The sequence below is a fragment of the [Pseudopropionibacterium] massiliense genome (assembly GCF_900607225.1).
GTDB lineage: Bacteria > Actinomycetota > Actinomycetes > Propionibacteriales > Propionibacteriaceae > Arachnia > Arachnia massiliensis.
Genome location: NZ_LR027842.1, coordinates 2,000,627 through 2,012,971 on the forward strand (window position 1 = coordinate 2,000,627; position 12,345 = coordinate 2,012,971).

Sequence of the window (12,345 nt, forward strand, 5' to 3'; positions counted from 1 at the left end):
CTCCTATGACACCCCGAGGTATCGTGCATGGTCCTCGTTCGGTGCGCGGTGGGCGAGCGCATCGCGCAACTGGGCGCGCCCACGGGCGATCCGGCTGCGCACGGTGCCGAGCTTGACTCCCAGCACCCGCGAGATCTCCTCGTAGCTCATTCCCTCGATGTCGCAAAGCACCACGGCGACGCGCTGCTCGGGTTTCAGGGCCGCCAGGGCATTCGCCACATCGGCGTCCAGGGCACCATCGGTGTGAAGTTCCTCGGGGCTGCGGTCCTGCCCCCAGACGTGTTCCGGCGCAGAACTCAGTGCGTCCATGCGGATCCGCTGCCTACGTCGCGCGGAGTCCAGGAACAGATTGGTGGTGATGCGATGCAACCAACCCTCGAGAGTGCCGGGCTGGAAATTGTGGATCGACTTGAACACCCGGACGAACACGTCCTGGGTGAGGTCCTCGGCATCGTGGCGATTGCCGGTGAGCCGGTAGGCCAGGCGATAGACCTGCGCCGAGTGGTCCCGGACGAGTTCCGCCCATGTGGGCGCAGCCCAATCCGACTCATTCGGCCTCGCCTTGTTGCGGAACACGCCTCGCCTCTCCATGGGAACAATCTGGCACCCCATCCTGTGAGGAACCTGTGTGTGAAGCATTCCACACCTCTTGTACACCTTCAACGCACGACGACGAGGCTTTGTTCCCAAAGGTTTCCATCACATCGCAAGGGCCGTCGGGTCGCTGCGACATCTCCGGGGAACACTCAGAGTTGGGTGTCCAGAATTCTCAGAAAACGTTCCAGGACGTCCGGGGCGACAGCTCCCATGGGTGGTCGACAGCACCCGACGTCGAAGCCTCGACGGTTCAGGGTCGCCTTGACCATCATCGCCCCCTGGGTGGCGAACACCCCACGGAACACCGGCAGCAGCTGCGCGTTGGCCTGCCGTGCCTGTTCGAGATCACCTGCGAAGAAGGCCTCCAGAAGCGCTCGAACCCGAAGGCCCGAGAAATGTGTGGACGTCCCGACCACCCCGGCGCCCCCCACTGCCAGCAGCGGCAACAGGTAGGCATCATCGCCCGCGTAGTAGGTCAGCGTGGTGTTGGCGATCACCACCGAGGACGAGCAGATGTCTGCCTTGGCATCCTTGACCGCGACGATCCCGGGATGGTCGGCCAAACGGATCAGGGAGGCCTCCGGGATCGGGATACCGGCACGGTGGGGAATGTCGTAGAGCATGACGGGAAGTTCACTGGCATCGGCCACTGCGAGGAAATGCGCCTCGAGCGCATCGACGGGTGGCCTCGAATAGTAGGGAGTCACCACCAGCAGCCCATCGGCACCGGCCTCGGCGGCCTGCTCCGCGAGTTCGATCGTGTGGCGCGTGTCGGAGGTGCCCACCCCGGCCACGACCGAGGCGCGCTCCCCGACCGCTTCGATCACCGCACCGAGTAGCTCCCGCTTCTCGCCGTCGCTGGTGGTGGGTGACTCCCCGGTGGTTCCGTTGATGACCAGTCCGTCATGTCCTTGATCATCGACCAGGTGCCGGGCCAGCCGGGCCGCCTCTGCGAGGTTCACTTTCCCGTCCGCCCCGATCGGGGTGATCATGGCGGTGAGCAATCGCCCGAAAATGGGCTGTTCCGGACTTGCAGACATGGTTCAGGCCTCCTCGAAATTGACGAGGATTTCCTCGTCGTGGACGTTCCTCTGCCCAGTTTTCGTCAGCGTCACCAGGCCGAATCCCGATGATGTGGCGGCATCGACAAACCTCACACAGCGGCCGGTTGCACCGACCGTCCGCCGCGTGCCGCACGGTCCCTCAGCGCTCGCCACATGACTCATGCGGTTCAGGATAGAGCTTCCGCGGATAAGGGCATCGAACTGGGTAGAGTTGCCGTGTGACTCACATAGCTGATTCTCCCATCCCGGCACCGACGGCGGAGAGCTGGAGCTTCGCCGAGGCCCACTCCCCCCTTGCCGATGGCCTTCAGCAGGCCCGGTCGGAGGCTGTTCAGGCCGGGCTCACCCCGGTCAGCCCGGGCGTTGCGTCCACCCTCACCGTCCTGGCCAAGGCCGTGAAAGCGCGAACCGTGGTCGAGATCGGCACTGCGCTGGGCACCTCGGCACTACCGCTGCTCGCCGGTATGACCTCCGACGGCGTACTGACGAGCATTGATTCCGAGGCGGACAATCAGCTGCCGGCGCGAACCTTCCTGAACGCAGCAGGCTACCCGCCGTCACGTTGCCGGCTGATCGCGGGCGCTCCCCTGGAGATCCTCCCGAAACTGCGCGATGGCGCCTACGACATTGTTTTCATCAATGGCGACAAACTGGAATATGTCGAGTACGTGGCCGCTGCTCTGCGCCTGCTGCGTCGGGGTGGGCTTCTGATCCTGCATGACGTGCTCTGGTACAACACAGTCGCCAACCCGGGCAGGGAGGGGGACGAGACCATCATCATCCGTGAGGCCCTCGATGCGGTGCAGGCGGCCGAGAGTTACACGACCACCCTGCTCACAACGGGGAACGGGCTGTTGGTGGCTGTCAAGAACTGAACGAGCGGAATCCGTGTCCGCTCAGCACGAGTGGCAGCCCGGAGGTTTCGTCCGGACTACCACTCGCCTGTTCTTTTCTCAGTCGCGCGGAACGACCTTGTCCTTGCCGACGACGACCACCCCACTGGGTGAGACGTGGAAGCCGCGTTCCCGGTCGCGGTCATGATCGACGCCGATCTGTGCCCCGTCCTCGACGAGAACGTGCTTGTCGAGGATGGCGCGACGCACCACCGCGTCACGACCGACACGCGCACCGTCCATCAACACGGAATCTGAGACCTGAGACCACTTGTCGATGCGCACATTCGGACCGAGAACGGTTCGATCCACCTCACCGCCGGAGATGATGCACCCGGGATTGACGATGGAATCCTCCGCCTTTCCACGAATGACGAACTTCGCCCCGGGCGCCTGGGACTGGTTCGTCAGCAGAGGCCAGTCACTGTTGTAGAGATTGAACTCCGGGTCCACGGAGACCAGATCCATGTGTGCCTCGTGGTAGGCGTCGATCGTGCCGACGTCCCGCCAGTAGTTGAGATCCTTCTCGGTGGCCCCGGGAACAACGTTGTCCTTGAAGTCGTAGACCTGCGACTGTCCTTGAGCCGTGAACCACGGGACGATGTCCCCGCCCATGTCGTGCTTGGCCGTCGGGTTCTCCGCGTCGGCCCTGAGCGCCTCCACCAGCGCATGACGGGAGAAGATGTAGTTGCCCATCGAGGCGAACGATTCATCCGGTGAATCCGGCAGCCCCGGCGGATCAGCGGGTTTCTCCAGGAAATTCTTGATGCGCTTGTCCTCCCCTGCGTCGATGATGCCGAACGCACTGGCCTCGCTGCGAGGCACACGAATACCCGCGACCGTGCAACCGAGCCCGGAATCGATGTGGGCATCCACCATCTGCTCGATGTCCATCCGGTAGATGTTGTCCGCGCCGAACACGACGACATAGTCGGGATTGGCATCACGGATCAGGTTGAGCGACTGATAGATGGCGTCAGCGGATCCCTGATACCAGCGGGGACCCAGACGCTGCTGGGCGGGAACGGGTGTCACATAGGCACCCATCAGGGTTGAGAACCGCCACGTCATGGAGATGTGCCGGTCCAGGGAGTGGGATTTGTACTGGGTCAGGACCGCGACCTGGGTCAACCCAGAGTTCGCGAGATTGGACAGGACGAAGTCGATCAGCCGATAGCTGCCTCCGAACGGCACCGCTGGCTTGGCGCGATCGGAGGTCAGCGGCATCAACCTCTTCCCCTCGCCGCCGGCGAGGACGATTGACAGGATCTTCGGGCGTGCCACCATGCTTGAAACCTAGCGCTTCGTCGGGTCCCTTACAACAGCTTCGGGAAGATATCATTGCTGAGCATGAAACTGTCGCTGCTGACTCGTGAGTACCCACCATCGATTTACGGCGGTGCTGGGGTCCATGTGGCCCAGCTCGTCCCGCAGCTCAGAAAGTTCATCGACGTCGATGTTCACTGCATGGGAGAACCCCGCGACGGCGCCGTCGCGCATCCTGAATCCTGGCCGGCCGGGGCGAACGCCGCCCTGCGAGTGCTGGGGGCCGACCTGTCCATGGCCGCCGCGGTCGCCGATGACACCGACGTGCTGCACTCCCACACCTGGTACGCGAACATGGGCGGTCACCTGGCAGGACTGATGCTGGACCGCGCCCACGTGGTCACCTCGCACTCCCTCGAACCTCACCGCCCCTGGAAGGCGGAACAGCTGGGAGGCGGCTACCGGGTCTCGTCCTGGGCGGAGAAAACCGCTTTCGAGGCCGCCGATGCCGTCATTTCCGTGTCCGCCGGGATGCGCAGGGACGTTCTCGCCTCCTATCCGGATCTGGACCCCGACAGGGTGTTCGTGGTCAAGAACGGAATCGATCCCGACGAGTTCAAACCGGACAACGGCACCGATGTGGTGCAGGACCTGGGAATCGATCTGGATCGCCCGACCGTGGTGTTCGTGGGTCGCATCACCCGCCAGAAGGGACTGATCCACCTGGTGCGGGCGGCTCAGCAGTTCGATCCCGACACCCAGGTGGTGCTGCTCGCGGGAGCCCCCGACACTCCGGAGATCGCCGCCGAGTTCGACGGCGCGTTCGCAGAACTCCAGGCCAGACGCAGCGCGCCCGTGATCTGGATACCGGAGATGCTTCCCCGGGCCTCCGTGAGGCAGGTCATGACCCATGCCACGGTTTTCGCCTGTCCGAGCGTCTACGAACCCCTGGGCATCGTGAACCTGGAGGCCATGGCCTGCGAGACCGCCGTCGTCGCCTCCGCGGTGGGCGGAATCCCGGAGGTGGTCGTCGACGGCACCACGGGCCTGCTCGTCCCCTACGACCCCGCCCGGGCATCCGACCCGGACTTCATCTCCGCCTTCGAGACGGACTTCGCGACCAAGGTGAACCGCCTCACCAGTGATCCCGAGCTCGCCGAACAGTTCGGGAAGGCCGGAAGGCAGCGCTGCATCGACGAGTTCTCGTGGGAGCAGATCGCGAAGGAAACCATCGCGGTGTACGAGAAGGCCATCGCCTTCCACGGAAACCGCTGAAAACAGAGGGTCGCCCGGGGTTTCTCCCGGGCGACCCTGTCAAGGTGGATTCGGCTGTGCTCAGCCAACGACATCCTTCAAGGCGTTGAGCAGGTCGGTTGCCTCCGTGGCGTTCATCTCGACCACCAGTCGTCCCCCGCCATCAACCGGGACGCGCATCACAATGCCACGCCCCTCCTTCGCGACCTCCATGGGTCCGTCTCCCGTGCGGGGTTTCATCGCTGCCATGTGCCAAACCTCAATCCTTGGAGTCCAAGTGAACTCCTCCATTATTCCGCATCTGCAAAGTCCCTGACGCATCAACTGATGTGGGGGCCACCGGGGACAGCGCCTCCGAACCGGCGACGAGCCCGGCGGCAGGCTGCCCGGAACGCAACCCGAGGCCCTCGGCAATCCGATTGATCACTGCATCAACGGCCTGCATGTCGTAACCGCCGGCGACAACGTCGAACTGGGGTGGCCCCGGTGGCGGTTGCCGTTGGGCCTCTGCCACGAACCGATCCACCTGCTCCCTGTCGTATCCAACCGAGACGACGGGAAGACGCAGCCGCTTCACGAACTCCTCGCCGAATGGCAGAGCCGGGATGAATGCCTTGGGCCGGTCATTCACCGGTTCGGGCATCTCACCGAACCGCCCCGTCCCCGCCCATGCGGCCAGGGCGAGCACCGCCATGAAAACGACTCCGAAGACCCAGATCATGGACCAGAGCCTACCGATCAGCTCTGCCCGGAGCGCCCATCGCAGCGATGGCCTCGTCGACGTCATCAGTGAGCGTGATCAGCTCGAGATCGCCTGGACTGATGAAACCACCGGCCTCGACCCGTTGTGTGATCCAGTCGAGCAGTGGTCCCCAGAAATGACGCCCGAACAGCACCACCGGGAAGTGGGTCACCTTGCCGGTCTGGATCAGGGTCAACGACTCGAACAACTCGTCGAGGGTGCCGAAACCGCCGGGCATGGCGATGAAACCGCACGAGTACTTCAGGAACATCGTCTTGCGGGCGAAGAAGTAGCGGAAGTTGATTCCGAGTCCGACGTACGGGTTGAGCCCCTGCTCGTGGGGAAGTTCGATGCCAAGACCCACGGATGTACCACCCGCCTCGATGGCCCCCTTGTTGCCTGCCTCCATGATCCCGGGACCGCCGCCGGTGATGACGGCGAAACCTCGTTCCGCGAGCCCTCGGGCGATCCGTTCCGCGGCCCGGTACATCGAATCGTCGGAAGAGGTCCGCGCGGAACCGAAGATGCTGACTGCTGCGGGGAGTTCGTGGAGTGTGTCGAATCCTTCGACGAACTCGGCCTGGATGCGCAGCACCCGCCACGGGTCCTTGCTGGCCCACTCGTCCCCGTCGGAGCCGAGCAGGGCCTCATCGGCGGTCGGTACCTCTTCATGGACCCGACCACGAAGCATGACGGCTCCCTGGCGGCGTTCGGTCATCGGTTTCCTCCTTCACGTCAGCCAACGGCGAAGGCCGTCGGCACAGATTCCCAGGTGCTCGGCGGGGCAGCGTTCGTCGTCACGGTGAGCCAGCGACGGATCCCCCGGTCCGTAGTTGACCGCCGGGACGCCGAGCTCGGAGAAGCGGGCCACATCGGTCCAGCCGTACTTGGGGAGCGCCTCCCCGCCGACCGCGTTGACGAACTCCTGCGCGAGCGGCCTGTCCAGTCCGGGACGGGCCGCCGGGGAGAGATCGGTCACCTCGAACGTGTGCCCGTCGAAGACCTCCTCCAGATACCCCAGGGCCTCGTCGAGGCTCTTGTCGGGCGCGAACCGGTAGTTGATCTCCACCCACGCCTCGGGAGGGATGACGTTGCCCGCCACCCCCCCGCCGATGCGAACGGCGTTGAGGCCCTCCCGGTATTCCAGGCCCTCCACATCTATCCGCCTCGGCTCGTGGGCCGCGAGCCGGGCGAGCACGTCCGCCAGGCCGTGGATGGCGTTGTTCCCCATCCAGGCGCGGGCGCTGTGAGCGGCCCTGCCCTCGGCGGTGATCCTGATACGGATGGTTCCCTGGCACCCCCCCTCGACCCGGGCTCCGGTGGGCTCCATGAGGACGGCGAAATCCGCCTCGAGCAGGTCGGGGCGGTTGCCCGCCAGCCGCCCGAGGCCGTTCAGGGAGGCGTCCACCTCCTCGTGGTCGTAGAACACCCAGGTGATGTCGAAACGGGGCCGGTCGAGTTCACACGCGAGCTTCAACGCGACCGCCACCCCGCCTTTCATGTCCACGGTGCCCCTGCCGTGAATCACGGCCCCTTCAGGGGTCTCCTCCACCGTGCTCGGCAGGTTCCCGGCCACCGGAACCGTGTCCAGATGCCCGGCTATCAGAACCCGCTGCTCGCGACCGAGGCGGGTCCTGGCCACCACACAGTCGCCGTCACGCGCCACCTCGAGGTGCGGCTGGGAACGCAGAAGTTCCTCCACCAGGTCAGCGAGCCGTTTCTCGTTTCCGGAAACGCTCTCGACGTCAACGATGGCGCGCAACAGGATCACGAGATCGGTGTGGGGATCGAGGCTCATGGCTGTGAGCCTACTGCCCCGGACGCCAGCCGCGACCGAGAAACAGCTCATGGCCGCGGGAACTGCCTCGGCCGAGAAGGCATCCCACCGGGAATCCCCGAGGCGGTCAATGCGCCGAGGCCCATCCGGGGGCGTTGCCGTCCATGTTCACTACACTGGCCCGCATGACTGACGTTCCTCGCCAGGGCTGGGGCTGGGGCCTCGCCACCATTCACACCTCCGGTTCCGTTCTCGACGTGTTCTACCCGGATCCGCACGTGGGTGACGATGTCGCGAAGGAAGCTCCCCCGTCGCTGCTGGCGGCCCAGATCACGGACGATCTGCGCCAGGTCACCACAAAGGCGGTGTGTGTGGTCGTCGACCTCGACACGCCTCCTGAGAACACCGAGGACGCCTATCTGCGCCTGCACCTGCTCAGCCACCGTTTGGTCCGGCCACACGGACTCAACCTCGACGGTATCTTCGGCAAGCTGCCGAACAACGCCTGGACCAATCGCGGCCCGGTCCGGGTGGAGGACATCACCCGCATCCGCATCTCGCTTCGCGGAAAGGGTGAGGCACTGCTCGTCTCCGGCGTCGACAAATTCCCGCGCATGACCGACTACGTCGTTCCCGCCGGGGTGCGGATAGGGGACGCGGACCGAGTACGACTGGGTGCCCATCTGGCCCCCGGCACCACCGTGATGCACGAGGGTTTCGTGAATTTCAACGCGGGTACCCTGGGAACCTCCATGGTCGAGGGACGCATTTCCGCCGGAGTGGTCGTCGGCAATGGTTCCGACATCGGCGGCGGCGCCTCCATCATGGGCACCCTCTCCGGGGGCGGCCGGGAGGTGGTCCGCATCGGAGAACGGTGTTTGCTGGGTGCGGAGTCCGGAATCGGGATCTCGCTGGGCGACGACTGCGTCGTGGAGGCGGGGCTCTACGTGACCGCGGGCACGAAGGTGGAACTGCCCGACGGGCGTGTGGTCAAGGCACGGGAGCTCTCCGGTGTCCCCGGCCTGTTGTTCCTGAGGGATTCACAGTCGGGAAAGGTCGTGGTGAAGCCGCGCCAAGGCAGCACTGTGGAACTGAACGACGAACTGCACACCAACTGACATGCGTAAGAAAACGGCAATCATCCTGGTCACAGTGCTCGTGGTACTGGGCGCTCTCGGTTTCGGCGCCTGGAAGGGATACGAGTGGTTCATCGCCCGCACGACCCCCAACGCCTGCTATCTCCAGGTCGCAGGGGTGGAGGAACCACTCCGGCTCACGAATGAGCAGGCGAGGAACGCATCCATCATCGTCGCCGAGTCCTACAACCGCGGCCTGTCCGAACAGGCGGCGGTGATCGCGCTCGCGACGGCCTGGCAGGAGTCCGGGCTACGGAACCTCAACTACGGCGACCGCGACTCGCTCGGCCTGTTCCAGCAGCGCCCCTCCTACGACTGGGGCACCGAGGAACAGATCATGGATCCCTGGTACAGCTCCGGACGATTCTACGAGGAACTGGTCAAGTTCGACGGCTGGGAGAGCACCGACGTCAACGACATCGCCCAGAAGGTGCAGCGCTCCGGACATCCCGAGGCCTACAGGAAACACGAAACCAACGCGCGCGCCCTCGCCGGGGCCTTCCGGGGTTCCAGGGAAGGCGTCTTCACCTGCATCAACCGGGACGCCACAGGCACCGACCGCGGTGTCCTGGACAAGGTGGTGACCGCCATTCCCGGGGTCAGGCTTCAGGACAACGGTTCCGAACTGACCATGACCGCGGGAAACGCCGGCGCCGCCTGGTCGGCCACCCAGCTGGCCCTGGCCAACACATCCGAACTCGGCATCGAGAAGGTCGTCGTCGGCGGAAACGAGTGGAAGCAGGGGGAACGCACCTGGAAGGATGTCCAACCGGTCTCCGGTGACTCCGTCACGGTGACCATCAAACTCAGGTCGTGACCAGCGCAGGGCAGAGAATGGATCTGGATGTTCCATGTGTCCCAAGGCCCGGGAGGAGATCATGCTGCTGAACCGACGAACCCTGATTCTTGTCGGCCTGGCAGTCGCGGCGGTGAGCGGCTGTTCGGCCGAACCCGGGGTGGAGTTGCTGACTGGAACCGCGGCGCACGTGGCGCAGAATCTTGACAATCCCTTGGCCAAGGTCGTCGCTGCCGCCTCGCAACGGATCGGTTGGCGGCTGCTCGCGCAGGGCGACCACACGGAAAACCAGCTGGTGTCCCCCGCCTCGGTGTGCGCCGCCCTGGCCCTGGTCGGGCTCGGCGCCGCGGGAGACTCCGCGACCAGCCTGGACGAGCTGTTCGGGATGAGCTCCGAGGACCGGGCGACCGGCATCGGTGCTCTGCGGGCCGGCCTGGCGGACTACGCCTCCCTGCCGGAGAGCGTCGATGCGAAGAATCCACCCGAGAAGCCGGTCATCAATCTGGCGTCGCGTCTCCTGATCTGCAGTGATGTCCAACCCAGGTCTGCTTTCCTGGACGCCATCCGGAAACACCTCGACGCATCGGTGGAGAAGGTGAAGAACCCCGACGCCCAGGCCAGTCTGGATGCCTGGGCCAAGAAGAACACCGCGGGGCTGATCGAGAACTCGGGGATCCAGGTGGACCAGGCAACGGCGTTGGTGGTGCAGGACGCCCTGCTGTTCGCCTCCCGCTGGGAAACGCAGTTCAGATCCGACGACGCCCCGCTCGCCTTCACCACCGGGAGCGGGGAAACCGTGGAGCTCAAGGCCCTGTCGGACAGCTTCTCGGCGCGGGCGGCCTCCGGGCAGGGCTGGCAGGCAGTTCGGCTGCCTTACGACGACAACCTCGCCATGGATGTCATTCTCCCGGAACGGGGAACCCACCCGCGGAGCTGGGATGCTCAGGTTTTGGAGGAGACGCACGAGAAACTGGGTCTGGCCGCCAAGGGCAACGTCGAGGTCACCATGCCCCCTGCCGACCTGGCCGTGAAACGCAACCTCAAGGAGGAATTTGTCCGGCTGGGGGTGGACCTCGATCATCTCGACGGCATTTTCGACGGTGCGAGAGCGAACCAGGCCGTCCAGCAGGTGCGCCTCCAGGTGAATGCGAAGGGCACCGTCGGCGCCGCCCTGACGGAGGTCGGGATCCCAATGAGTGCCCCCGCGGACCCACCGACCACGCTCGTGGTGGATCGGCCCTATGTGATGCGGGTACTGGATGTCCGCACCGGTTGGCCGCTGTTCCTGGCCGTGGTGTCGAATCCCACGGCAAAATGATCCGGCACCGGAAACGCATCGACCATCCGGTGGGCCGGATTCCGGCCCACCGTGATCAGTTGCTCTGAGGTTGCTCCCTCAACCGGGCGGCGGCGGAGGCGATCCGTTCGTCCGTGGCCGTGAGGGCGACGCGGACGTGGGAGCCACCGGAGGTTCCGTAGAAATCCCCCGGGGCGGCGAGGATCCCGCGTCGCGCGAGCCACGCGATGGTGTCCTGGCACGGTTCGCCGCGGGTGACCCACAGGTACAGCGACCCCTCGGAGTCGTCCACCCGGAAGCCCGCGGCCTCCAGGGCCGGACGGAGCACGGCCCTCCTGGCCAGGTAACGCCGCCGCTGCTGTTCCACGTGTTCCTGATCGGCCAGCACGGCTGCCAGCGCGGCCTGGATCGGGCCGGGAACCATCATGCCGAGATGCTTGCGGGCCTGCACCAGGTCCTGCACGATCGCCGGATCGCCCGCGACGAACCCTGCGCGGTATCCGGCGGCATTCGAGCGTTTCGAGACGGAGTGCACCGCGAGCAATCCGGAGAGGTCGCCGTCGTTGACGCCCGGGTCGAGGACGCTCGTGGCCTCCCGTTCCCAGGCGAACTCTCCGTAGCACTCGTCGCTGGCCAACACGGCCCCTTCGCGGCGAGCCACTGCCACCCAGGCGCGCAGCTGCTCCGGGGCGAGGATGCGGCCCGAGGGGTTGGCGGGCGAGTTGATCCAGATCAACCCGGTTCCGGCCGGGATGGCCCCGGGATCGTCGCAGGCCACGGGCCTGGCGCCGGCCGCCCGGGCTCCGATCTCGTAGGTGGGGTAGGCGATCTCGGGATGAACCACGACGTCGCCACCCCCCAGGCCGAGAAAGGTGGGGAGCCACCCGACCAGTTCCTTCGTCCCGATCACGGGCAGCACGGACTCGTGCCGCAGGCCGCGCGCGTTCCACCGGCGTTCCAGATATCCGATGATGCCGTCACGCAGCTCCGGGGTGCCCCACACCGTCGGGTACCCGTGGGCGTCCGACGCGGCAGCCAGGGCATCCACGGCGATTTTCGGTGTGGAATCCACCGGGGTTCCGACGGACAGGTCCACGATTCCGCCCGGATGTTCCCCTGCGATCCGCCGGGCCTCCGCCAGCGAGTCCCAGGGAAAATCGGGCAACTGCTTTGCCAGAGACATCATTCGCCCTGCGGGGGAAGCTGCTCGACCGCCGGGTGGTCGTGGTCGACGGGACCGAGGCGGGCGGCACCGCCGGGTGAACCGAGGGTGTCGAAGAACTGGGCGTTGATGTCGAGGTATTCCTCCTGGTCCTCAGGCAGGTCGTCCTCGTAGTAGATGGCCTCCACCGGACACACGGGCTCACAGGCCCCGCAGTCCACACACTCCTCGGGATGGATGTAGAGCATCCGGTTACCCTCGTAGATGCAGTCGACGGGGCATTCCTCCACACAGGCCCTGTCTTTCACATCGACGCACGGCAGGGCAATGATGTAGGTCACTTCACTCCTTCTGGTTCTTC

General features: G+C 65.4%; 15 protein-coding genes. 5 read left to right on the plus strand and 10 right to left on the minus strand.

The genetic code is table 11. The features are described 5' to 3' along the window. Positions 1-3: 3 nt before the first annotated feature. The 3 genes from sigE to E0E39_RS08940 all read right to left on the minus strand — a co-directional run bounded on the left by sigE (position 4) and on the right by E0E39_RS08940 (position 1,823). Positions 4-591: an RNA polymerase sigma factor SigE gene (gene sigE / locus E0E39_RS08930; RefSeq protein ID WP_165444710.1), complete on the minus strand. Its 588-nt coding sequence runs from the start codon at positions 589-591 to the stop codon at positions 4-6. A 155-nt stretch (positions 592-746) separates the two neighbouring features. Further along, complete coding sequence (gene dapA / locus E0E39_RS08935; RefSeq protein WP_130874428.1) at positions 747-1,637, minus strand: 4-hydroxy-tetrahydrodipicolinate synthase; 891 nt, start codon at positions 1,635-1,637, stop codon at positions 747-749. Between the two features lie 3 nt (positions 1,638-1,640). Further along, positions 1,641-1,823: a hypothetical protein gene (locus tag E0E39_RS08940; RefSeq protein ID WP_130874429.1), complete on the minus strand. Its 183-nt coding sequence runs from the start codon at positions 1,821-1,823 to the stop codon at positions 1,641-1,643. Between the two features lie 56 nt (positions 1,824-1,879). Here E0E39_RS08940 and E0E39_RS08945 point away from each other — a divergent pair, with 56 nt between their 5' ends. Next, positions 1,880-2,536, plus strand: a complete 657-nt coding sequence (locus E0E39_RS08945; protein ID WP_130874430.1) for an O-methyltransferase — start codon at positions 1,880-1,882, stop codon at positions 2,534-2,536. 78 nt (positions 2,537-2,614) lie between these two features. Here E0E39_RS08945 and glgC read toward each other — a convergent pair whose 3' ends face one another. Further along, positions 2,615-3,841, minus strand: a complete 1,227-nt coding sequence (gene glgC / locus E0E39_RS08950) for a glucose-1-phosphate adenylyltransferase (RefSeq protein WP_130874431.1) — start codon at positions 3,839-3,841, stop codon at positions 2,615-2,617. A 63-nt stretch (positions 3,842-3,904) separates the two neighbouring features. Between glgC and glgA the strand changes: the two genes are divergently transcribed. After that, positions 3,905-5,095 carry a glycogen synthase gene (gene glgA, locus E0E39_RS08955; protein ID WP_130874432.1) on the plus strand — a complete coding sequence of 397 codons (1,191 nt, stop codon included), beginning with the start codon at positions 3,905-3,907 and terminating at the stop codon, positions 5,093-5,095. A gap of 60 nt (positions 5,096-5,155) precedes the next feature. Here the strand turns inward: glgA and E0E39_RS08960 are convergent, their stop codons facing one another. Genes E0E39_RS08960 through dapE form a run of 4 tightly spaced genes read right to left on the minus strand, consistent with a single transcriptional unit; the run spans position 5,156 to position 7,614 of the window. Continuing rightward, positions 5,156-5,323 (minus strand): DUF3117 domain-containing protein, encoded by a 168-nt coding sequence (locus E0E39_RS08960; RefSeq protein WP_130874433.1) that lies wholly within the window; start codon positions 5,321-5,323, stop codon positions 5,156-5,158. Between the two features lie 10 nt (positions 5,324-5,333). Further along, positions 5,334-5,795, minus strand: coding sequence for a hypothetical protein (locus E0E39_RS08965; protein WP_130874434.1), 462 nt, complete (start codon positions 5,793-5,795; stop codon positions 5,334-5,336). A 10-nt stretch (positions 5,796-5,805) separates the two neighbouring features. Then, positions 5,806-6,534, minus strand: a complete 729-nt coding sequence (locus E0E39_RS08970; RefSeq protein ID WP_130874435.1) for an LOG family protein — start codon at positions 6,532-6,534, stop codon at positions 5,806-5,808. 12 nt (positions 6,535-6,546) lie between these two features. Beyond that, positions 6,547-7,614, minus strand: coding sequence for a succinyl-diaminopimelate desuccinylase (dapE, locus tag E0E39_RS08975; protein ID WP_130874436.1), 1,068 nt, complete (start codon positions 7,612-7,614; stop codon positions 6,547-6,549). Positions 7,615-7,757: 143 nt separating this feature from the next. Here dapE and dapD point away from each other — a divergent pair, with 143 nt between their 5' ends. The 3 genes from dapD to E0E39_RS08990 are packed head-to-tail and all read left to right on the plus strand — an operon-like array spanning position 7,758 to position 10,843. Further along, positions 7,758-8,711 (plus strand): 2,3,4,5-tetrahydropyridine-2,6-dicarboxylate N-succinyltransferase, encoded by a 954-nt coding sequence (gene dapD / locus E0E39_RS08980; protein ID WP_245988263.1) that lies wholly within the window; start codon positions 7,758-7,760, stop codon positions 8,709-8,711. A 1-nt stretch (position 8,712) separates the two neighbouring features. Further along, entirely contained in the window at positions 8,713-9,546 is an 834-nt protein-coding gene (locus tag E0E39_RS16150) for a hypothetical protein (RefSeq protein ID WP_207302461.1), read from the plus strand. A gap of 34 nt (positions 9,547-9,580) precedes the next feature. Continuing rightward, positions 9,581-10,843: a serpin family protein gene (locus E0E39_RS08990; RefSeq protein WP_130874438.1), complete on the plus strand. Its 1,263-nt coding sequence runs from the start codon at positions 9,581-9,583 to the stop codon at positions 10,841-10,843. A gap of 55 nt (positions 10,844-10,898) precedes the next feature. On the opposite strand, the gene dapC is transcribed toward E0E39_RS08990, so the two are convergent. Both dapC and fdxA read right to left on the minus strand, forming a co-directional pair. Further along, positions 10,899-12,008, minus strand: coding sequence for a succinyldiaminopimelate transaminase (gene dapC / locus E0E39_RS08995; RefSeq protein WP_130874439.1), 1,110 nt, complete (start codon positions 12,006-12,008; stop codon positions 10,899-10,901). Continuing rightward, positions 12,005-12,325 carry a ferredoxin gene (gene fdxA / locus E0E39_RS09000; protein ID WP_130874440.1) on the minus strand — a complete coding sequence of 107 codons (321 nt, stop codon included), beginning with the start codon at positions 12,323-12,325 and terminating at the stop codon, positions 12,005-12,007. Before fdxA ends, dapC begins: the two co-directional genes overlap by 4 nt. Positions 12,326-12,345: the final 20 nt, after the last annotated feature.

What these genes read in the sequence shown, in the direction of transcription:
- sigE (WP_165444710.1), bottom strand. Translation starts at nt 591, where the DNA reads ATGGAGAGGCGAGGCGTGTTCCGCAACAAGGCGAGGCCGAATGAGTCG.
- dapA (WP_130874428.1), bottom strand. Translation starts at nt 1,637, where the DNA reads ATGTCTGCAAGTCCGGAACAGCCCATTTTCGGGCGATTGCTCACCGCC.
- E0E39_RS08940 (WP_130874429.1), bottom strand. Translation starts at nt 1,823, where the DNA reads ATGAGTCATGTGGCGAGCGCTGAGGGACCGTGCGGCACGCGGCGGACG.
- glgC (WP_130874431.1), bottom strand. Translation starts at nt 3,841, where the DNA reads ATGGTGGCACGCCCGAAGATCCTGTCAATCGTCCTCGCCGGCGGCGAG.
- glgA (WP_130874432.1), top strand. Translation starts at nt 3,905, where the DNA reads ATGAAACTGTCGCTGCTGACTCGTGAGTACCCACCATCGATTTACGGC.
- E0E39_RS08960 (WP_130874433.1), bottom strand. Translation starts at nt 5,323, where the DNA reads ATGGCAGCGATGAAACCCCGCACGGGAGACGGACCCATGGAGGTCGCG.
- E0E39_RS08965 (WP_130874434.1), bottom strand. Translation starts at nt 5,795, where the DNA reads ATGATCTGGGTCTTCGGAGTCGTTTTCATGGCGGTGCTCGCCCTGGCC.
- E0E39_RS08970 (WP_130874435.1), bottom strand. Translation starts at nt 6,534, where the DNA reads ATGACCGAACGCCGCCAGGGAGCCGTCATGCTTCGTGGTCGGGTCCAT.
- dapE (WP_130874436.1), bottom strand. Translation starts at nt 7,614, where the DNA reads ATGAGCCTCGATCCCCACACCGATCTCGTGATCCTGTTGCGCGCCATC.
- dapD (WP_245988263.1), top strand. Translation starts at nt 7,758, where the DNA reads ATGTTCACTACACTGGCCCGCATGACTGACGTTCCTCGCCAGGGCTGG.
- E0E39_RS16150 (WP_207302461.1), top strand. Translation starts at nt 8,713, where the DNA reads ATGCGTAAGAAAACGGCAATCATCCTGGTCACAGTGCTCGTGGTACTG.
- E0E39_RS08990 (WP_130874438.1), top strand. Translation starts at nt 9,581, where the DNA reads ATGTGTCCCAAGGCCCGGGAGGAGATCATGCTGCTGAACCGACGAACC.
- dapC (WP_130874439.1), bottom strand. Translation starts at nt 12,008, where the DNA reads ATGATGTCTCTGGCAAAGCAGTTGCCCGATTTTCCCTGGGACTCGCTG.